This is a genomic window from Pseudomonas sp. GW823-FHT06B06 (genome assembly GCF_058795195.1).
In genome coordinates this window covers 61,849-82,775 of record NZ_JBXAHO010000021.1, presented here as the reverse complement: position 1 = coordinate 82,775, position 20,927 = coordinate 61,849, and the positions used below count along the sequence as shown (strand labels likewise).

Genomic DNA, 20,927 nt, shown 5'->3' with positions numbered 1-20,927 from the left:
CTGGCGTGTTACACCTGCATGTCCCCAGTATCCGATTCGTTGGTCGATACCGGCCAGTAGCTGGACAGATTCAAGCGTTGCGGACCTCCGATTTGAACATGTTGCACGTGCCCGACTGAAATTATGCTCCCGCTAGAATTATTTACGATCCAACTGCGTGTGGCTTCCCTGTGCATGACACTCACTTCACTTCCCGGCACCAATGGCAACTGCACATGACTCGCTTGAGCCCAGACATCTCCGCGAAACTCCTGAAGGTAAATTATTTCGCCCTTCTCTGATTTCACCATCGCCGACAGGTAAGTCGATGCAAAGTAACTATGGGGGCGACCTGCATAAAAAACCAAGTCAATTGTACGCGCCAGTAGTTGCATATTTAAGTAACCAACTGCGCGACCACCGTTCCCTTGCCAATACCAAGTAAAGTCCCACCCATCAACTGTATGATTGACGGGCGGCCGTACGAATTCAATCTTGCGATAACGTTCAAACAGCTGACTCCTTACGGGTTCCGCGAATGTATTGATCGCCCTACGAAGATCTTGTTTAATTGGATACTCATCATGTATAACAAGATGCGGATGCGTATAAAAAGACTCCGTACACTTATCAATTTCAGACCTTAGATTTTCACCAGCATTAGTCCCAAGACTGACATTGACAAGCCCTTGCTCAGTCACCACCAACTCATTGATAAGTGCCCACCTATCAATCACTGCCGACTCCAGGCTGCTAGATACAAATAAGCGCGATGGCTCCCTGTGCATAACCTCAATTGTAAAACCCGTTGAAATTGCAACTACCGTAGAATACAACTCGGTTTTCTCACCCAACATTTCTCGAAAAAAAACGACATCACCATGTACATTTTTTACTGTTATCCGCGCATACACTTCTTTCTCAAAAAGACTGTGCGGAGCTGGATAAACAACATCGACCAACAAGCGCCCCCTAGAAACCTGCACGTCAAGCCTGCAAAAAACACCATATAAGCCTCCCAAACTTACAACCTGATCTACCAGATAACTTCCGTCCTTTTTAACGTAGGAGCAATTTATTTCATTAGGTGCATCTCTAACCACGGCATAACACCTGACACTCTGATATTCCCCGCCGCGTACAGAAGGCAGTTGCAATGCATAGACCCCCAAACTCAAGCCGCTCACAATAACCGTCGCACTTTTTATTTCAACAACCCTGGCCATTCCTTGACCATTTCCTAGTAAAAGAGACTTACCCCGTAGTTCCCTTAATAAAATTCCATCAAAATTAATCGTGATGCTAGCCGTCAAACCAGTGATGCTTAGCTGAGAGCTACTGACAAGATCCACTGGGCTTCTCAACCCTAGCTGCGCCTGAATCTGTTTCAGACTATTGTTCTTAACCAGTAAATAGAGAGGGTAAACCGGAACAGCATTGCTAAAAGAATTTTTGATTGTCTGCTGCAGAGTCAGTGGCGCACTGGCAAACGACATAAACTCGGAAGTATCAACATTAGCTTTATCAATAGTGACGTCACTCAAAAGATCCATCGCCGGATGGCTGTCAGCCCGAAACCTTGGCTCATTACTGAGTCGACGATAGCGCTTGTGAAACTCGGCCATACTCGGATCGCCAGCACACCCAAATATCAACAGAAAAAAATACAGCGTTAACGCTAAATTGTTGCCGACTGTCCCTTTGTCGAACTCTTCCATAGCTATTGTATAAAGACGTTCCTCGCCGCCAGCGTATAGCCACCCTTTTCGATAAAACTCATCCCCTAATACCTTAAGTTGATAATTTGCGGCGAACACATTATTCCAAACCTCACTCAGATTGATAGAGCTGGAGTCCCTGAACAACCCCTCATAACCATGACCTATTTCATGAATACTGCCCCAGTTGGCCCCGCCAATATCAAGCCAAAATTCTGCAACAGAATCTTTTGACTCCGCTGTCCACGACCATCCATAGTAGGCGGCACCGGCCCCTGACTTATCCGCCTTCATAAAGTAGCGATTAGGGATGTTTTTATCGGTCGGCACAGCTGGATTAAATGAAAGCCCAGCAAGGTAGTTGAAGTGCTCAAAAATACCATCATAGTACGCAGCCAGGCTTTGTAAGCCAGATCGTTGATGCATAGCCCACAGCACCGCCTTGTCTTTAGCCGGAATCAAAATCATTGCACAGTCAGAAATATACAATGCGAATTCTGCTTCCAGCAGATTCCAGTCTCTAAAAAACTTATCCGCCCCTAATCCCGCCTGGCAAATTGGTAGATACTCACCACCGTCTACAAAATCCACCTCAATACTAACAAGCTCTCCCGCGGAGTCAGTGTACGGTGTCGTTAGAAAAAGTACTGACGTATGACTGGCTACGATTTCCCCCCACTGGGTAGTCACTACGGCATGGTGTTCTTTTTCCCGATCATCATTCAATAAATTCAGCGTAACGCCCATATCTAAGTGTGGGTGAGATTGCCGAAATCTAACTTTTTTTCCTGCAGAAAGAATCATATTAAGGGCATTTCGATCATGAAAAATGCCTTTACTAAGCCCTGAGCTGAGCAACCAATCTGGCCGCTCAAGACTGTAAATTTTATACGTGACGGCCATATCAAATTCCCCCATGGAAAAGCGTTCAACATCGAACAAATCATAGACGCGGGAAGAAAGTTTATGTAACTAGCACAACTGATAGTTATTTAGAACATAAAACCATTTAACAAGTGCAGTATGAAAGGAAAAGTGAATGAAGACTATCAAGCAAGATAGTCACTACCACGCCAGAACAATCAGCGGATCGCACAAAAACGCCTCCAATAAAGGAGGCGTTTGCAATAGATAACCGACAGCATTATTTCCCTCGCCCAGTCTGCTTTTCATTACCTGAGCGATTCAATGACGCAGGGGCAAAAAAATCAGGCCTGAGGCGTCTTGCGAAAGCCCACCGCCAGGCGGTTCCAGCCATTGATGGTGTTGATCGCAACGGTCAGGTCGACCATTTCCTTGGGGGTGAATTGGGCGGCGACCACTTCGTAGTCTTCATCCGGCGCATGGGTCAGGCTGAGCTGGGTCAGCGATTCGGTCCAGAGCAGTGCGGCGCGTTCGCGCTCGGTGAAGAAGGGTGCTTCGCGCCAGGCCGTCACGGCGAACAGGCGACGCGGGGTTTCGCCGGCCTTGATCGCGTCGGCGGTATGCATGTCGATGCAGAAGGCGCAGCCGTTGATTTGCGAAGAGCGCAGCTTGACCAGTTCGATCAGGGACTTTTCCAGCGGCAGTTTGGAAACGGCGGATTCCAGGGCGATCATGGCTTTGAGGGCGTCAGGGGAAGCGGTGTAGAAATCGATACGCGGTTGCATGGCATGCTCCTGGGCAAGTGGGTGTGGCACTAAGTTAGCTCTACCGCCTGCGTGTACAAATAGCCAATCGGGCAGAAGTCGAGGAGGCCAATGGCCCGCTAAACGCGCCATGCTCCCGTCACACCCGACTGCGCAACCATTGCAAGAACCCTTTCTTCGGCACCACGAGGGGGACATCCGCGATCAGCGACTTGGCCTTGTTCAGACGGAAATCCAGCAAGGTTTTCATCGCATCGTTGATGTCCTGGCGGGCATCCAGGCAGGGCTTGAGGTACTGTTTTTCGATGCGATAGAGCGTACACGGGGTTTTCGCGGTGAACTGGGCGGGTAGCGCGCTATCGGTCAAGATACCGGCCTCGCCGATCACCTCCCCTGGCCCCATGCGTCCGGATTCGATGGGCGTGCCGTGACGGTTCAGCGTAACGGAAACCACCCCGGACTCGATTATGAACAAGTGATCGCTGACCTCCCCCGCCTCCAGTATCGTCTCGCCCGTGCGGAACGATTGCAGGGACATGTTCTGGCTGAAGGTTTCCTTCTCATCGTGGCGCAGGCTGGAAAACAGCGGCGAGCTGTCGAGCAGCGCCCGTGGGCGTGTGAGGTCGTTCGACGGGTTGGCTTCGACGCTCGACAGCAGGTGGATCCCCGATGCCCGCAAATGCCGGTACGCCAGATCGAACAGTTGATTACGTACCGAGCGCTTCTCGCTCATCGAGGCGACAAACCCGCTGATTTCGTAATCGTTGCCGGCAGCACTGGAGCTTTTGAGCGCTACTTTGCCGCCGGGTGAAGTCAATAAGGTTCGGCAACCCTGCACCGCTCGCTCAAGGGCATCGATCACGATTTGCGGACGCACATGGGGGCTGACCTGCAGGCTGATCGACAGACCGAACATATCGCTGGGACGGCTGAAGTTGGTGATCTTGGCCTTGGCCGCCAACGAGTTGGGAATCACGATCATGCTGCCTTGGGAAGTCTGCAAGCGCGTGGCCCGCCAATCGATATCGATGACCCGGCCTTCGGTGCCGTCGATGGCGATCCAGTCATCCAGTTGATAGGGCTTGGTGGTGTTCAGCACGATCCCGGAGAACACGTCGCTGAGGGTGCTTTGCAAGGCCAGGCCGACGATGATCGCCAAGGCACCGGAGGTAGCCAGTACACCTTTGACCGGCAGATTGAGCACGTAGGCCAGGGCTGCGATGACCGCGACCAGGAAAATCACCGCACCCAGCAAGTCCTGCAGCAATCGCCCGGTGTGTCCTACCCGCTGCATCATGCCCGCACCGATCAGCACGGTCAGGGTGCGCGCAGCGAACAGCCACCAGCCGATCTGCAAACCGGTGGCCGCCAGGTGCAACGGCACGTTGTCATCCCAGGGCGCGGGTTCCAGCGGGTTCATGCCTTCGTTGAACAGTACCAGGCTGAACAGTGAGAAAATCACCACCCGCACCAGCAGTTTCACGTTGTGGCCACGGGTACCGATCAAGCGCCACAACACCAGATCGGTGAGGATCAGGACCAAGGCGCAAACCAGCGGGTGTTCGGTCAGTAACGACAGCATCAAGCAGCTCCGGCACAGGACAATATGCGAAAGATCGCACACTTTGGCCAGAGTGTAGGGGCAATTGATGATTTGAGAACACTGTAGGAGCGAGCATGCTCGCGATAAACTCAAGAACGCCGCGGGGTACATGTCCCCCAGCGTTATTGTTGACGTCCATCGTCGGAACGCCGCCCGGAGCCTGCTCGCTCCTACAAGGGGTAGTGCGTGCCTTTACTTGTCTTCGTTGTCCCAGGCATTGATCTGACCCGGACGTGCGATGTACGGGGCATCCGGGAACTGCGCCTTGAGCTCGGGCACCACCCCGGCCTGGGCCAGGCGGGCAACTGTCAGATCAGTGGCCAATCTGGAGTGGTTGCCCGAGGCATCAACCGTGCATCTGGCCGAAACGACCGGACTGAAAGTCGGCGAACGCCTGGTGGATTTCCTGCTCGGTGTTCATAACGAACGGACCGTGGCCGACGATCGGCTCGTCGATCGGTTCGCCACTGAGCAGCAGCACTACAGCGTCTTCGCTGGCCTGGAGGGTCAGTTGATCGCCCTTGCGGTCGAACAAGGCCAACTGCCCTTGACGCACCGACTCCACGCCGTTGACCTCAATCGTGCCGCGCAAAACCACCAGTGCGGTGTTGCGTCCTTCATGCAGATCCAGCGTGAGCAACTTGCCGGCATTCAGGCACAGGTCCCAGACGTCGATTGGGGTAAAGGTGCGCGACGGCCCTTTGTGGCCTTCAAATTCACCGGCGATCAAGCGCAAGCTGCCGGCGTCGTTCGCCAGGGCAATGCTCGGAATGTCGCCATTGAGTATGGTTTGATAACCGGCATCGGCCATTTTGTCCTTGGCCGGCAGGTTGACCCACAACTGCACCATTTCCAGGGTGCCGCCGCTCTTGGCGAAAGCTTCGGAGTGAAACTCTTCATGGAGAATCCCCGAGGCGGCGGTCATCCATTGCACGTCACCGGGGCCGATCTTGCCGCCACTGCCGGTGGAGTCGCGATGTTCCAGTTCGCCCTTGTAGACGATAGTCACGGTTTCGAAACCACGGTGTGGATGCTGACCAACGCCGCGTCGCGCGGTGGTCGGGGTGAATTCAGCTGGGCCGGCGTGATCCAGCAGCAGGAACGGGCTGATGTGCTTGCCCAGGTTGTCGTAGGAAAAGAGCGTGCGAACCGGAAAACCGTCGCCGACCCAATGGGCCCGCGGGCTGGTGTAGATACCGATGATGTTTTTCATGGTGTCTCCTGATGAGGTGCGTGAAGTCATGGACAGAGCTTAAAACCGTGACCTTTGCTGCGCTAGATTGCAAAAATCAGCTTTAGCGTTCTATCTGGAGAACGATGGTGGAAGACCTCAACACCCTCTACTACTTCACCCAAGTGGTGGAACATCAGGGTTTCGCCGCGGTCGGGCGGGCCCTTGACATGCCCAAGTCCAAGCTCAGCCAGCGCATTGCCGAACTCGAAGAACGTCTTGGCGTACGGTTGCTGCATCGCAGGCAGTCGGCATTGTTCGCTGACTGAAATCGGCCAGGCCTATTATCAGCGTTGCCTGGCGATGCGGGTGGAGGCGGAAAGCGCCGCCGAACTGATCGAACGCAACCGTTCCGAACCCGATGGTTACCGACGACCTGTCGGCCTTGCGCCACGCGGCGGTAGCTGGCATCGGCATTGTCCACCTGCCCAGCGTGGTGGTGCGCGATGAGATCGCCGCCGGCCAGTTGGTCGAACTGGTGCCGGGCTGGGCCCCCAAAAGTGGTGTTATCCATGCGATCTTCCCGTCACGCCGTGGCCTGCTGCCGTCGGTGCGGACCTTGATCGACTTTCTTGGCGAAGAGTTCAGCCGCAGCGATATTGCCTGGGCGCTGGTTCCCCTGTAGGAAGCATGCTCGCTATGGACGCCCAAACAACGCGGGCACTCAGATAGCCCGCGTTATCGTTAACGTCCATCGCGACGGTGCGACGATTCGACATGCTCGCTCCTACAGGGGAATGCATTCCAGACCACGTGCCATCGATTTTTGATTTCCAGTAAACATTGCTTTGCCCATCCAGCGGTTTTTCTCACGGATACAGGCGCGGATACTCGCGCCCATTCCCACTGCACCCACTGGAGTCATTCATGTCTATCCCCGCTTTCGGCCTGGGTACGTTTCGCTTGCAAGGCCAGGTGGTCATCGATTCGGTGAGCACCGCCCTGGAACTGGGTTACCGGGTCATCGATACCGCGCAGATCTACGAAAACGAAGCCGAAGTCGGCCAGGCCATCGCTGCCAGCGGCATTGCCCGCGAAGACCTGTTCATCACCAGCAAGATCTGGGTCGCCAATTTCGCCAAGGATCGCCTGATCGACAGCCTCCGGGAGAGCCTGCACAAACTGCAGACTGACTATCTGGACTTGACCCTGATCCACTGGCCGTCGCCGCAAGACCAGGTGTCGGTCGAGGAGTTCATGGGTGCCTTGCTCGAAGCCAGGGACCTGGGCCTGACCCGGCAGATCGGTGTCTCCAACTTCACCGTCGACCTGATGAAACAGGCGATAACCGCCGTCGGCGCGCAGAACATCGCCACTAACCAGATCGAATTGCACCCCTACCTGCAAAACCGCCAGGTCGTCGAGTTCGCGCAAAGCCAGGGTATCCAGATCACTTCGTACATGACCCTGGCCTACGGTGAAGTGCTCAAGGATCCGGTGATTATGCAGATCGCCGACCGTCTGCAAGCAACACCGGCACAAGTCACCCTGGCCTGGGCCCTGCAACTGGGTCATGGCGTGATTCCTTCGTCGACCAAACGCGCCAACCTCGCCGGCAACCTCAAGGCCAGCGCGATCACGTTGAGCGATGCCGACATGGCATTGATCGCCAGCCTGGATCGCGGCTATCGACTGACCAGCCCCAAGGGCCTGGCGCCGACCTGGGATTAAGCAGCCGGGTTCAAGCCCCTGCCCTGTTCAAGCGTTTTGTCCAGGCGCGTCATCGCCTGGTGCAACTGATCGACGGCTGCGTCGATCAGTGCGGCATCGCGCTCGGCACAAGCACGCTCCAGTTGTTCGCAACACGCCACCAGAGCCTGTGCCCGGACCATTTGCGCACCACCCCTGATGCGGTGCGCCAGGTCTTTCAAGCCATGGCGATTACCGCTGGCATGTTCTTGCATAAGACGCTCGCGATCTTCGCGGTTGGTCACGGCCAAATCTTGCAGCAGTTGCACGATCAATTCACTGTCGGCGCCGGTGTAGCGTTGCAACCCGGTTAAATCGATTTCGGTGATGGGGGGCGCTTCGGGCACGCCTGCCGATTCGACGGGAAATCTGCAGCTCAACCATGCGCTCAGGTCGACCAATTGAATAGGTTTGAACAGACAATCGTCCATGCCCGCTTCAATGCAACGCATTTTCTCCTCGGGTTGCGCGCTGGCAGTGAAGCCTAGAATCAACGTCGGCGGCCCCACCTGGAAGCGCTCCTCATCGCGGATCGCACCCGCCAGTTCATAACCGCTGACCACCGGCATGTTGCAGTCGGTGACGACCAGATCGCAGACGTGTTCACGCCATTGCTCGAAGCCTTGCTGGCCATCCTCCGCGAGCAGAACCTGGTGCCCGAGGTAACTCAGTTGCCGCGAAAGCAGCAACCGATTGGCCGGGTAATCGTCCACCACCAGAATTGTCAGCGGCCGGGTCCTTGCCGGCGGTTCGCCCGGCGCCTTTTCAGCGGCGGGCAACGTCTCCAATGCCAGCAGTTCAAGGCTGATGTCCAAACGGGTACCGCGCCCCAGGACACTGGCGAGTTGCAATTGCCCGCCCATCATTTCGCACAGCGTGCGGCTGATCACCAGCCCCAGGCCGGACCCCTGCCGGCCTGATACCTGGCGATTCCCGACCTGCACGAACGGACTGAACAAGCGTTGCTGGTCAAAGTCGCTGATACCACTGCCGCTGTCCTCGATACACACATTGACCGCGATACGGTCCGGCAACACGGGCATAACCTGCAACTTCAGGCTGACTTCGCCTTTGTGGGTGAACTTGATGGCATTGCTCAGCAAGTTGGACAGCACCTGCTTGAAACGCGTGGGGTCGATCAACACATCGCGGTCGCTGTGCTCATCCAGTTCGATGCGCCACAGCAGGTTCTTCTGCCGGGCCAGGCCTTCGAAGACCCGACACACCGACACCACCAGCGCGTGCAGATTGGTGCGCTCCGGCATCAGGGACAAATGTCCGGACTCGATTCGGGCAATGTCCAGGATGTCGCCGATCAAGGCCAGCAACTGTTGCCCGGCACTTGACGCCACCTCGATGGCCGCGCGGTCGGTGACGCCCTTGTCGGCGGATTTCAGTGCCAGTTCAAGCATACCGATCAGGGCATTCATCGGCGTGCGGATTTCATGGCTCATGGTCGCCAGGAACGTGGTCTTGGCGCGATTTGCATCGTCGGCGGTGTCCTTGGCCTCCTGCAATCGGGCAAGCCATTGCTGGCGCTGGCGGATCTGCCGGCGCTGCCAGGCAATCCACAACAGGGCAAGGAGAAGCAAGGCGCCCGCGGCAGCGAACGCCTGGAATATGGTCTGTCGATGACGCAGCCAATAGCTCTGCTCCACCATCAGGTCATTGCGCCAGGGCATTATCAGGTCGTCGATTTCTTCGGGAGGGATACTGAGCAAGGCCTTGTCCAGGATCGAATGCAACTCGGTGTCGTCGCGACCGGTCGCCAGGGTACTGCGCGCGGGATCGATGCCCACGGTGCTGGTGACCTGGAGGCGATCACGGTACTGCCGGGATATCAGGTAACGGGCACTGATCAATGAGTTGATGCCACCTTGTGCCTTGCCCTGGGCAACCATTTCCATGGCATCGGCCGACAGCGGCGCATCAACACAACGAATCGACGGGAAGTATTGGCGAATGAACTCGCCAGCGATATTGCCCTGAGTCAGCGCCAGGGTCTTTCCGGCCAGATCATCCAGGGTCCTGGGGCTATCCGGCGCCAGGCGCGTTACCAGCACGGAAGGGCTGGTCAGGAACGGCCGAGTAAACAGCAAGTCTTCCTCACGCCGGGAACTCAGGCCGATGCCGGCCAGCACGTCGACCTGGCCGCTCTTGATCGCCTGCAGCATCTCGGCCACTGAGCGCATGCCCCGGATGTCGAATTGCAAGCCGGTGCGCAGGCTGATTTTCGCCAACACATCGACCCCGATGCCGCGAAACTTGCCTTCACTGTCCATGAACGTTATCGGCGGGATGTTCTCGTTGATCGCCACACTCACGCGCGGGTGACGGTCGAGCCAGCGTTGCTCGGCCACGCTCAATTGCAGCGACTGCGTGCCCGGCATGGACACCCCGCTCGCGCCCCAGCGGCGCAGGATGTTCATTTGTTCATTGGCCGTTATCACCGTCAGGGCCTTGTTGACTACGCGCAACAGCGCCGGGTTGTCGCGGGCCATGGCAAAGGCGAAGCGCCCCGGTTCCATGGGCGAGAAGTCAGCCAGCTGGACGTTGTTCAGGTAGTTTTTGCTGATCAGGTAATGGGCGCTGATCGCATCGCCCAGATAGACATCCGCCTGGCCAAAGGCGACTGCGCCGACCGCTGCCAGTGTCGAGGGGAAAAGCTGGACCTGCGCTTCAGGATAGAACTGCTGCACGCTTTGTTCAGGCAAGTAGTGGTAGAGCGTTGCCAGGCGCTTGTCAGCCAGCGTCGGGTCCAGTGCCTGGAGCGAGTCAACTCGGGTCACCAATACCGGCTGATCCACCGCATAGGCGTGGGACATTTGTAATTGGCGGTCCTGGGACTCGTAGCTGTTGGACGTTCCCAGGAGGTCTGCTGCCCCTTGCTTGACTGCTCGAAGGGCGTCTTCGCGGGCTGGATAGCGCTGGACTTCGATCTCCACCTGCAGCAGCTGGCGCAGCAGATCGGCATAGTCGGCCGTCACCCCCTCAAGCGTGTGATCGGTGGTGATGTCAAAAGGTGGATAATCCGGGGCTGAAACGGCAAGCACCAAACGGGCTTTCTGCTGCAACCAGCGCGAGTCGGCCACCGATAACGGCAGCACCTGGCCTTCCGCGCTGGAACGGCCCAGCAACGCCAATGTCTGCGGCTGCGCAAAGACACTCGATGCCCCCAGGCAAAGAGCCAACAGCAGGTATCGAATAGCGTTCATTCAGACCAAAGCATGACGCTGGGCAAGTTCACGCAGATGCACCGACGACTTCACGTTGAGCTTTTCAGTCAAGCGGGTTTTGTAGGTGCTCACGGTCTTGTGGCTCACGTGCAGGATTTCGGCGATTTCCTTGTTGCTCGTACCGCGGGCCAGATACTGGAAAATCGATAACTCGCGGTCCGAGAGGCTGTCAATCATGTGCTTTTCACTGCGTAGCACCTGGCTCACGGACACCGAGCTCGAGGGCAATCGGGTGAAAAAGGTGTAGCCGGCCATCACGGCGCGCACGGCTTTGTGCAGATGCTGCAGATCGTTGGTCTTGGGGACGTAGGCCACGGCACCCGCGCGCATGCAACGATCCTGGAAAAACGCTGGCTCCTGGGCGGTGAACACCACTACCCGGCAGTGCACCTCTTCCATCTGGATCCGTGCCAGTACCTCAAGACCGTCGAGCTTCGGGAGTTTGAGGTCCAGCACCAGCAGTTCAGGCTTATGTTCGCGGATCATCGACAAGACTTCGTTACCGCTTGCCGCTTCAAAGATGTGCTGGTATCCCTCCAGCTTGAGTACGATTTTGACTGCACCGCGAATCACCGGATGATCGTCCACAATTAGCGCGCACTTCATGGCAACTCCCTATGCATAAACACAACTTTCGGACACTGGTGGTCCATGGGCAAGAGCCCGCACGGGACACAGTAGCTGCGCCTGAACTCTTGCACGTATAACTCGATTGAACTACCTGACAGAAATGACAGTCCCGACGAGCGGTCGGGGTCGATCGACGATTGCCATCAAACGCTGGACCGTCGCCAGGTCCGGCAACAAGGCGTGGCTCACCTGCACCTTGTGCCGCTCACAGGCCGCAATGACAGGGAGTTGTGCGCACTGGCCATCGAAGATCAGCGCATGCGCAAGCTGCTCGTTGTCGAGACAGAAATCCAGCAGGTCCAGCTTGCCGTGCGCAAGGCCAGCATTGATGACCAGCAGATCGAATGGCGCGCAGCCATATTCGACCAGGTTCAGAAGCTCCTCGAAGCTTTGCACCGGAGCCACGCGAAAGTAATCGAGCTGGTTGAACAACCGCTCTATTTTCATCCGGTTGAAGTGTTGTTCGTCGGCGATCAGGATGCGTAAGGACTTGCTGGGCAACGTAGCCCCCCCGGGTCAGATTGATGAGGGGGGCAAGGCTACGGAAGACTTACGACGCATTCTGTAAGAAAAGTCCGAAATACCACCCGAAAAGTCTGATGCGAGTCGCGGGTTTGCAAAGAAGGCGACCTCACCGCCGCCGAAGATTTCAGCTGGCAGTCGCCAGGAGCAGATCCGCCATCGAGCGATGCCCGCGCTTCTTGCCATGGTCATACAGCGAACCGGCGATCTCGTGCGCACGAATCGGCAGGATCGACAGCAGCGTGTCGCTCAAGCCATGGCTGGCCTGGCAGAAGCCCTGCATATAGATGCCGGCCTTGCAGCGCTCATCCGTGATCAATTTGTAGTTACGATCCACCTCGAAATCACCCAGGTACTGTTCCAGCGGGGCCAGCAGCTTGCGGTGCATCTGCCGCTCGTAACCGGTGGCCAGCACCACGGCGTCATAGAGACGGACCGTGACTTCGCCGGTGGCGTTGTTGCGCACGGCCAGCTCGATGCCGCGCTCGGTGGCGCTGGCGCTTTCAATGGTGGTCAGGGTACGGAACGCATGGCGAGCAATGCCCGAGACTTTCTGCCGGTAGAAAATCCCGTAGATGCGTTCGATCAGGTCGATGTCCACCACCGAATAGTTAGTGTTGTGGTATTCGTTGACCAGGCGCTCACGTTCGCTGCTGTCCTGCTGGAACACCAGGTCGGTGAACTCCGGCGAGAACACTTCATTGACGAACGGGCTGTCGTCCGCCGGTTTCAAGGCAGAACCGCGCAGGATCATGTCGACCTGCACCGACGGGAAGCTGTCGTTGAGGTCGATGAAGGCTTCCGCCGCGCTCTGCCCGCCACCGATGATCGCAATGCTCATCGGCTGGTTGTTCACGCACGGCTGCTTGGCCATCTGCGCCAGGTACTGCGAATGGTGGAACACGCGATTGTCGCCCTTGAGCGCCTTGAATGCCTCGGGGATTCGCGGCGTGCCGCCCGCGCTGACCACCACCGAACGGGTGGTTCGAACCTGTTGATGTCCAGCGCTATCGCGAGAAATCACCCGCAGCGCTTCGACTTGCTGGTTGTGCAGCACCGGTTCGATGGCCAGCACTTCTTCGCCATAACGGCTCTGTTTCTCGAATTGCGCAGCCACCCAGCGCAGGTAGTCGTTGTACTCCATGCGGCAGGGATAGAACGTGCCCAGGTTGATGAAGTCCACCAGGCGACCGTGAGCCTTGAGGTAATTGACGAACGAGTAAGGACTGGTCGGGTTGCGCAGGGTCACCAGGTCCTTGAGGAAGGAGATCTGCAGCTCGCTTTGGGTCGACAGGGTGTTGCCATGCCAGCTGTAGTTGGCTTGCTTGTCAAGAAACAGTACATCCAGCTCGCCCTGGGTCGGCCCGCGTTCTTGCAGGGCGATGGCCAGTGCCAGGTTCGAAGGTCCGAAACCGACGCCGATCAGGTCGTGAACGATGGGCGATGCAATTGCCTGTGTCATTTCCAGTGTCCTCTGGATGTACCCCGAGCGGCGGGGGAGATAAGCCTAAGTGACCTGGCCGGCCTTGAGCAGGACAGCAGGTCGTCTGTTGATTAGGAACGAGGACAGTGAAATAAAATTTAACAAGAACGGATCAACGCGAGGATCAATGCGCATCCCATTGGCGCATCCGCACGCGGCAATGCTTCATGGCGTTGACGATGTGCTTTTCTACCAGAGCCTTGGAGATGCCCAGGTGTTCGGCGATCTGCGGGTGTGACAGGCCTTCGATCTTGCGCAGCAGGAAACTCTCGCGGCACAGACGGGGCAACTCCGCCAGGGCGCGCTGGAGCATGTCCAGGCGCTGGCCGTGATCGAGGCTGCTCAGGGGCGAGGGACTGAAATAGCGCTCTTCGTTGTCGAGCACCTCCAGCGACTCGACCTGGCGCAATGCATTGCGTCTGTGATCGTCGATCACCAGGTTCAATGCCGTGCGATACAGGAATGCCCGGGGCTGCTCGATCGGCGTGTCGCTGGAGCGTTCCAGGACTCGCAGGTAAGCGTCATGCACCACATCTTCAGCCACCTGGCGGTTGCCCAGCTTGGCGTTGAGGAAACACACCAGCTCTCGATAGTAGTTTTCCAACATGACTCCCGTCCGCACGGGTGCGGTTTCTGTCCTTGAAGCAACCTGTCGGCCACAGTGGCACGGTAGTGGCAATTTGAGATGCGTAATTTATAGTAATTCTCATGTAGATTTAAAGTATTGCTTTGTCTGGCCCGATAAATAGCCATGGGCTTGCCTTACCGATCGTGCTCATGCTCCGCGTGGGAACGATCAGTGAGGCAAGCCACAGTGTTACGCCGCGTGTCCGAGGCTAAATTCCCTGCAGCTGTCCTCGTCTACTAGGACAGCTCCACGTCCCTGCCGGCTCCACGGCAGTGTTCAACTGCTTTGGAACCCTGCATGAAACGTTCCCGTTGTACCCGACGCGCCCTGCTGGTAGCACTCACCCTGATCCCCGTTATCGCCGTTGCGGCCTGGCAGTTCATTCCGCCCGGGCGCGACCGGTTCGCCACCGTGCAGGTGACCCGCGCCGACCTCGAAAGCAGTGTCACGGCCTTGGGTACCCTGCAACCCAGGCGTTACGTGGACGTCGGCGCCCAAGCGTCCGGGCAGATTCAAAAGATCCACGTGGAAGTCGGTGACGTGGTCAAGGAAGGCCAGCTGCTGGTGGAAATCGATCCCTCCACGCAACAGGCCAAACTCGATGCCGGGCGTTTTTCCATCGAAAACCTCAAGGCGCAGCTTCAGGAGCAACGCGCGCAACACGACCTGGCCCAACAGAAATTCCAGCGCCAGCAACACCTCAAGGCCGGCAACGCCACCCGCGAAGAAGACGTGCAGACTGCGCAGGCCGAACTGCGCGCCACCCAGGCGCGCATCGACATGATCCAGGCGCAGATTCGCCAGGCCCAGGCCAGCCTGCGCAGCGATCAGGCCGAGCTCGGATACACCCGGATCTATGCGCCCATGTCCGGCACTGTGGTCGCACTGGATGCCCGCGAAGGCCAGACCCTCAACGCCCAGCAACAGACACCGCTGATTCTGCGCATCGCCAAACTGTCGCCGATGACCGTCTGGGCCGAGGTCTCCGAAGCCGACATCGGCCACGTCAAACCCGGCATGAACGCCTGGTTCACCACCCTGAGCGGCGGCACCCGGCGCTGGAAAAGCACCGTGCGGCAGATCCTGCCCGTACCGCCCAAACCCCTAGACCAAACCAGCCAGGGCGGCGGCAGCCCCGCCAGCTCGAGCAAAAGCGGCAGCGCACGGGTGGTGCTGTACACCGTGCTGCTGGATGTCGATAACGCCGACAACGCGCTGATGGCGGAAATGACCACCCAGGTATTTTTCGTCGCAGGCCAGGCGCAAAACGTCCTGACCGCACCGATCGCCGCGCTGCAGGCCGGCGCGCAATCCGACAGCCAGACCGCGCAAGTGGTGGCCAGCAATGGCCGTATCGAACAACGCAACGTGCGCACCGGTATCAGCGACCGCCTGCGGGTGCAGATCCTCGACGGCCTGCAGGAAGGCGATCACTTGTTGATCGGCCCGGCCGACGGGAGCGGCGGGTAAATGCATACGCCCCTGATCGAACTTTCAGACATCCGCAAAGCCTACGGCGGTGGCGACGCGCCTGAAGTCCATGTGTTGCGCGGCATCGACCTGTCGATCCATGCCGGGGAATTCGTGGCGATCGTCGGCGCCTCCGGCTCCGGCAAGTCGACACTGATGAACATCCTCGGCTGCCTCGACCGTCCGACCTCGGGCGAATACCGCTTCGCCGGAGAAAACGTCGCCGACCTGGACAGCGACGAACTGGCCTGGCTGCGCCGCGAAGCTTTTGGTTTCGTGTTCCAGGGTTATCACCTGATTCCGTCCGGTTCGGCCCAGGAGAACGTCGAGATGCCGGCGATCTACGCTGGCACTCCAGCCGCCGAACGACATGCCCGCGCCGCCGCCCTGCTCAAGCGCCTCGGCCTGGCCACACGCACCGGCAATCGTCCACACCAGCTCTCCGGTGGCCAGCAGCAACGGGTGTCCATTGCCCGCGCCTTGATGAACGGCGGCCATATCATCCTCGCCGACGAACCCACCGGCGCCCTCGACAGTCACAGCGGCAAGGAAGTCATGGCGCTGCTCGACGAGCTGGCGAGCCAGGGCCACGTGGTGATCCTCATTACCCATGATCGCGAAGTGGCGGCGCGGGCCAAGCGCATCATCGAGATCCGCGACGGCCTGATCATCAGTGACAGCGCCCTGGACAATCGCGCCGCGCAAACCCCTGCCAATCCCGGTGCATTGCAAGCAGTGGACCTGCGCAAGCGCCTGACTGAAGGCACGCAAGCCAGCGGTGCCTGGAAAGGCGAGCTGGTCGACGCGGTGCAAGCCGCCTGGCGGGTGATGTGGATCAACAGGTTCCGCACCGCGCTGACCCTGCTGGGGATCATTATCGGCGTGGCGTCGGTGGTGGTGATGCTGGCCGTCGGCGAAGGCAGCAAGCGCCAAGTCATGGCCCAGATGGGCGCGTTCGGTTCCAACATCATTTACCTCAGTGGCGCGTCCCCAAACCCGCGCACGCCGCTGGGTATCGTCACCCTGGACGAAGTCAAGGCGGTGGCGAGCCTGCCCCAGGTGATGCGCATCATGCCGGTCAACGGCCAGGAAGCCGGGGTACGCTTCGGCAACCTCGACCACCTGAGCTACGTTGGCGGCAACGACACCAACTTCCCGGCGATCTTCAACTGGCCAGTGGTGCAAGGTAGCTACTTCACCGAGGCCGATGAACGAAACGCCGCGGCGGTCGCGGTGATCGGCCACAAGGTGCGGACCAAACTGCTCAAGGACGTCGCCAATCCCATCGGCCAGTACATCCTGATCGAAAACGTACCCTTCCAGGTGGTCGGCGTGCTGGCGGAAAAAGGCGCCAGCTCCGGCGACTCCGACAGCGACGACCGCATCGCCATCCCCTACTCCGCCGCCAGCGTGCGGTTATTCGGCACTTACAACCCGGAATACATCGCGATTGCCGCCGCCGATGCGCGCAAGGTCAAGGAAACGGAACACGCCATCGAGCAATTGATGCTGCGCCTGCACAACGGCAAGAAGGATTTCGAGCTGACCAACAACGCGGCGATGATCCAGGCCGAAGCGCGCACGCAAAACACCCTGTCGCTGATGCTCGGTTCGATTGCCGCGATTTCGCTGCTGGTGGGCGGCATCGGCGTGATGAACATCATGCTCATGACCGTGCGCGAACGGACCCGCGAGATCGGCATCCGCATGGCCACCGGTGCCCGCCAGCGCGACATCCTGCGCCAGTTCCTCACCGAAGCGGTGATGCTTTCGGTGGTCGGTGGCCTGGCCGGGATCGCCCTGGCGCTGATCGTCGGCGGCGTGCTGATCCTCAGCGAAGTCGCCGTCGCGTTCTCCTTGATAGCGGTGTTGGGCGCCTTCGGCTGCGCCCTGGTCACCGGTGTCGTCTTCGGCTTCATGCCGGCCCGCAAAGCTGCCCGACTCGACCCGGTCACGGCCCTTACCAGTGAATGATCTTTCCATGAAGCCGCAACTGAGTTTGCTGACCCTCTGCCTGCTGCTCGGCGCCTGCGGCAGTCCCGCCCAGCGTCCGGACAGCGGCATTACGCCGCCCACCGCCTGGCAATCACCACACTCCTCGACTGCTACCCGCGACAACCAGCAATGGTGGAACCGCTTTGGCAGCCCGCAACTGGGACGCCTGATCGAACAGGCCCGAGTCGGCAGCTACGACCTGGCCGCCGCCATTGCGCGGGTGCGCCAGGCACAGGCCGAAACGGTGGTCGCCGGTGGTTCGCAGTTACCAGAAGTCCAGGCAGGGGCAAACGCCAACCGCCAGAAATTGCTGCGCGGCAATGGCTACAGCCAACTGGATGCCGACAGCGACAACAGCGCCGTGGACTATTTCAACGCCAACCTGACCGCCACTTACGAAATCGATTTCTGGGGTGGCCAGCGCGCTTCCCGTGACAGTGCGCAATTCGCGATGCAGGCCAGCGAGTTCGATCAGGCGACGGTGGAGCTGACGTTGCTCAGCGGCGTCGCCAACACCTATGCGCTAACCCTGTCGCTGCAGGAGCAAAGCCGTATTGCCGGGCTCAACCTGGCCAACGCGCAGAACGTGTTGAAACTGGTGCAGACTCGCTTCGATTCCGGCTCCGCGACCGCACTGGAACTGGCTCAGCAGAAAAGCCTGGTGGCCGCGCAACAGCGGCAATTACCGCTGGTACGGCAGCAGTCCATCGACGCGCAGATCAGCCTCGCTACCCTCCTCGGCCGCCCGCTGCAGAAACTGGCGCTGGGCCAGGAGCATTTCGATCAATTGTCCTGGCCCGCCATTGACGCGGGCGTACCCAGCGAATTGCTCAGCCGGCGCCCGGACATCGCCCGGGCCGAAGCGCAACTGGCCGCTGCCCAGGCCGACGTCACCGTCGCCCGCGCCGCAATGTTGCCGACCCTGACCCTGAGCGCGGAAATCGGCTCCGGTGCCGACCGTGCCGGTGACATCCTGCGCAGCCCCTTCTACAACCTCACCGCCGGTTTACTCGCCCCGGTGTTCAACAACGGGCGCCTGGGCGCCGAGCGCGACCAGGCCACAGCGCGCCAGGAGGAACTGCTGGAAGCCTATCGTGGTGCGATCATCAACGGTTTCGCCGACGTGGAAAAAGCCCTCAACAGTATTCGTGGGCTGGACGCACAACGGCAGTGGCAAAGCGAGGAACTGAACCAGGCGCAGACCGCGTTCAACATCGCACAAAGCCGCTATGAAGCGGGTGCCGAGGATTTACTGACAGTGCTGGAGACGCAACGCACACTGTATGCGGCGCAGGATTTGAATGTGCAACTGAGGCTGTCGCGGATGCAGGCGAGCATTGCTTTGTACAAGGCGCTTGGGGGTGGGTGGCAGGTTTTGTAGTTGATCGTTCCCACGCTCTGCGTGGGAATGCAGCCCGGGACGCTCTGCGTCCCATCCAGAGCCGAACGCGGAGCGTCCGTTGAGGCATTCCCACGCAGAGCGTGGGAACGATCATGTAACGACCGGCTTCACCTTCAAATTCCGCGCATACCAAGGCCGCTGCGGCACCTTCCTGAACAGATCCGCCAGCTTCTTCTCGTCCTCGCCAAAGGTAATCCGCAACGCCAGCTTCATGGTCTCCGGGTCCATCTCCACCGACTTGCCCGCCTGCAACCCCGGCGTGGTGCTGCAACCATGGGTCCCCGGCCCCAGCCACGGGTCGTCGATCTCGACCCAACGCCCTGGCGCGAACCACTGCACGCCATTGACCTCAAGCCGACTCACCTGCCCCGGGTGGAAACGCTCATGGGCGCGGAACCAGTCTTCCAGGCGATCGTCGATCCAGCCGTGGAAGTGCCAGAACACCGGGTTTACATGGGACGAGAACGGATCGCCGAGGAAGTCGTTTTCCGGCGCATACCAACGCGCGGAAAAGTCCGCTGGATCCCGGGCGAACGGCACTGGCTGGCCGTTGGACGGATCGCGCGGCACCGAGGCCCAGCGCATGTGCAACCAGTCGTGCAGGCCCAACTCGACCTCTGAGCCAAACTGCCCCAGGGTCAACTTCGACAGGTAACGCGGGTCACGGTATTGCGACTCCCAGACCTGGAAATTGCTGTGGTAGGTCTCGGCGGTCTTGATGTCGCTGACCCATTGCGAATACTCGTCATCGTCTTCGGCCAGCCAGGTAGGTGGCAGCGCCGTGCCGTCGTGGTTGTCGAAATAATTGGCGAAGCCGATGCGGTCCCGGGCCAGCTCCGGTTGCGGCAAGGGGAACCGCGTCCATGACGGCAAGTCCTGCATCGAACGTGCGGTGCCGAGCATGTGCCGATGCATGAAGAAGAAGTCCACGCCGGAGCCGTTGCGATCCTTGCGTGTGCCACGGGCGTCACGCTCCTTATCCCGCGGCCCGGGCTGCCACCCGATGCCGCGCAAGGCGTCGCGCTTGTCTTCGGGCAAGGTGTGCCATTTATCCCTGGACGCATGCCAGAGCTGGTGGAACAAGCGATGCTCCTGGGACGTCAGCCAGGCCAGCAGCGGTGGATTCAGAGCGGTGCGTTCGCGGGCTTCGGGGAACACCTTCTTGACCGCGACAAAGCGATTGTCCTGGGTCGTCATCATCAAGGGGCGATCCAGATCCAGCACGCGACCACTGAGGCTGCCGCTGCCGGCATTGCCGAAACCGGCCCAGACTTCGTCCAGCGCCATGCTGAACTCGTAGTCACAGCTGCCACGGGCGCTGAGCAAGCGCCAACTCAACTGCGCCGGCTTGACCCCGGCCACATCGCCCAGCACCTGATATCGCGGTGCTTCGCTGGAACGCAAGCGCTCGGCGGTGTCGAGAAAACCAACCAGGCCACGGCCCTTGTGGCCGATGTCGAGAAGCAGCTCCAGCCCGTCCCGTGGCAAGCCTTCAAGCCCGGCATCACGTCCTTCGAAACGTATCTGCCAGACACCACGCAGCGTATCCGCCAGGCGTTGGCCGGCGACATCCGCCACCTCGAACGACGCTTCGCCGGGGGTGATCGTCGGGTCCGGCTTCGTCCATTGGCGATGCCCATAAAAAGCCGCGGGCACAGCCGCGCCGGTCAGCGCGAGGCCTGCCATGAACCATCGTCGAGAAATCGTCATTGC

At 59.0% G+C, this 20,927-nt stretch carries 14 protein-coding genes and 2 pseudogenes; 5 read left to right on the top strand and 11 right to left on the bottom strand.

Going from position 1 to position 20,927, the window contains the following annotated elements; all coding sequences use genetic code 11:
* Positions 1-8: 8 nt before the first annotated feature.
* From AC1Q8Q_RS19625 to AC1Q8Q_RS19605, 5 genes and pseudogenes are all read right to left on the bottom strand, one after another.
* Positions 9-2,600, bottom strand: a complete 2,592-nt coding sequence (locus AC1Q8Q_RS19625) for a putative mucin/carbohydrate-binding domain-containing protein (protein ID WP_168758666.1) — start codon at positions 2,598-2,600, stop codon at positions 9-11.
* A 305-nt stretch (positions 2,601-2,905) separates the two neighbouring features.
* A complete protein-coding gene (locus tag AC1Q8Q_RS19620) occupies positions 2,906-3,346 on the bottom strand; it encodes a carboxymuconolactone decarboxylase family protein (RefSeq protein WP_168758668.1) in 441 nt (146 codons plus the stop codon).
* A 118-nt stretch (positions 3,347-3,464) separates the two neighbouring features.
* Positions 3,465-4,907 (bottom strand): mechanosensitive ion channel domain-containing protein, encoded by a 1,443-nt coding sequence (locus AC1Q8Q_RS19615; RefSeq protein ID WP_492615401.1) that lies wholly within the window; start codon positions 4,905-4,907, stop codon positions 3,465-3,467.
* Between the two features lie 219 nt (positions 4,908-5,126).
* Positions 5,127-5,210: pseudogene (locus tag AC1Q8Q_RS19610) on the bottom strand (hydrolase); the annotation flags it as partial.
* Between the two features lie 64 nt (positions 5,211-5,274).
* Positions 5,275-6,141 carry a pirin family protein gene (locus AC1Q8Q_RS19605; protein ID WP_492615400.1) on the bottom strand — a complete coding sequence of 289 codons (867 nt, stop codon included), beginning with the start codon at positions 6,139-6,141 and terminating at the stop codon, positions 5,275-5,277.
* 104 nt (positions 6,142-6,245) lie between these two features.
* On the opposite strand from AC1Q8Q_RS19605, the pseudogene AC1Q8Q_RS19600 reads away from it, so the two are divergent.
* Positions 6,246-6,784 (top strand): annotated as a pseudogene (locus tag AC1Q8Q_RS19600) (LysR family transcriptional regulator).
* Between the two features lie 242 nt (positions 6,785-7,026).
* Positions 7,027-7,830 carry a 2,5-didehydrogluconate reductase DkgB gene (gene dkgB / locus AC1Q8Q_RS19595; RefSeq protein WP_020795685.1) on the top strand — a complete coding sequence of 268 codons (804 nt, stop codon included), beginning with the start codon at positions 7,027-7,029 and terminating at the stop codon, positions 7,828-7,830.
* Here the strand turns inward: dkgB and AC1Q8Q_RS19590 are convergent.
* The 5 genes from AC1Q8Q_RS19590 to AC1Q8Q_RS19570 all read right to left on the bottom strand — a co-directional run bounded on the left by AC1Q8Q_RS19590 (position 7,827) and on the right by AC1Q8Q_RS19570 (position 14,326).
* Positions 7,827-11,063, bottom strand: a complete 3,237-nt coding sequence (locus tag AC1Q8Q_RS19590) for a transporter substrate-binding domain-containing protein (protein WP_168758673.1) — start codon at positions 11,061-11,063, stop codon at positions 7,827-7,829. The two genes, dkgB and AC1Q8Q_RS19590, sit on opposite strands and share 4 nt — an antisense overlap.
* Positions 11,064-11,690 (bottom strand): response regulator transcription factor, encoded by a 627-nt coding sequence (locus AC1Q8Q_RS19585; protein ID WP_168758675.1) that lies wholly within the window; start codon positions 11,688-11,690, stop codon positions 11,064-11,066. It lies immediately after the preceding gene.
* A 111-nt stretch (positions 11,691-11,801) separates the two neighbouring features.
* The gene (locus AC1Q8Q_RS19580) at positions 11,802-12,215 is read right to left on the bottom strand and encodes a hypothetical protein (protein ID WP_020795688.1); all 414 of its coding nucleotides are present in this window, start codon (positions 12,213-12,215) and stop codon (positions 11,802-11,804) included.
* Positions 12,216-12,363: 148 nt separating this feature from the next.
* Positions 12,364-13,698 (bottom strand): lysine N(6)-hydroxylase/L-ornithine N(5)-oxygenase family protein, encoded by a 1,335-nt coding sequence (locus AC1Q8Q_RS19575; RefSeq protein WP_492615399.1) that lies wholly within the window; start codon positions 13,696-13,698, stop codon positions 12,364-12,366.
* Between the two features lie 145 nt (positions 13,699-13,843).
* Complete coding sequence (locus AC1Q8Q_RS19570) at positions 13,844-14,326, bottom strand: sigma-70 family RNA polymerase sigma factor (protein ID WP_008056197.1); 483 nt, start codon at positions 14,324-14,326, stop codon at positions 13,844-13,846.
* Positions 14,327-14,644: 318 nt separating this feature from the next.
* On the opposite strand from AC1Q8Q_RS19570, the gene AC1Q8Q_RS19565 reads away from it, so the two are divergent.
* The 3 genes from AC1Q8Q_RS19565 to AC1Q8Q_RS19555 are packed head-to-tail and all read left to right on the top strand — an operon-like array spanning position 14,645 to position 19,193.
* On the top strand, positions 14,645-15,817 hold the full coding sequence (locus AC1Q8Q_RS19565; protein WP_083349532.1) for an efflux RND transporter periplasmic adaptor subunit: 1,173 nt from the start codon (positions 14,645-14,647) through the stop codon (positions 15,815-15,817).
* Entirely contained in the window at positions 15,818-17,791 is a 1,974-nt protein-coding gene (locus tag AC1Q8Q_RS19560) for a MacB family efflux pump subunit (protein WP_168758678.1), read from the top strand. It begins immediately after the preceding gene.
* 7 nt (positions 17,792-17,798) lie between these two features.
* A complete protein-coding gene (locus tag AC1Q8Q_RS19555) occupies positions 17,799-19,193 on the top strand; it encodes an efflux transporter outer membrane subunit (RefSeq protein WP_492615398.1) in 1,395 nt (464 codons plus the stop codon).
* Positions 19,194-19,304: 111 nt separating this feature from the next.
* Here the strand turns inward: AC1Q8Q_RS19555 and pvdP are convergent, their stop codons facing one another.
* Positions 19,305-20,924: a pyoverdine maturation tyrosinase PvdP gene (pvdP, locus tag AC1Q8Q_RS19550; protein ID WP_492615397.1), complete on the bottom strand. Its 1,620-nt coding sequence runs from the start codon at positions 20,922-20,924 to the stop codon at positions 19,305-19,307.
* Positions 20,925-20,927 lie beyond the last annotated feature (3 nt).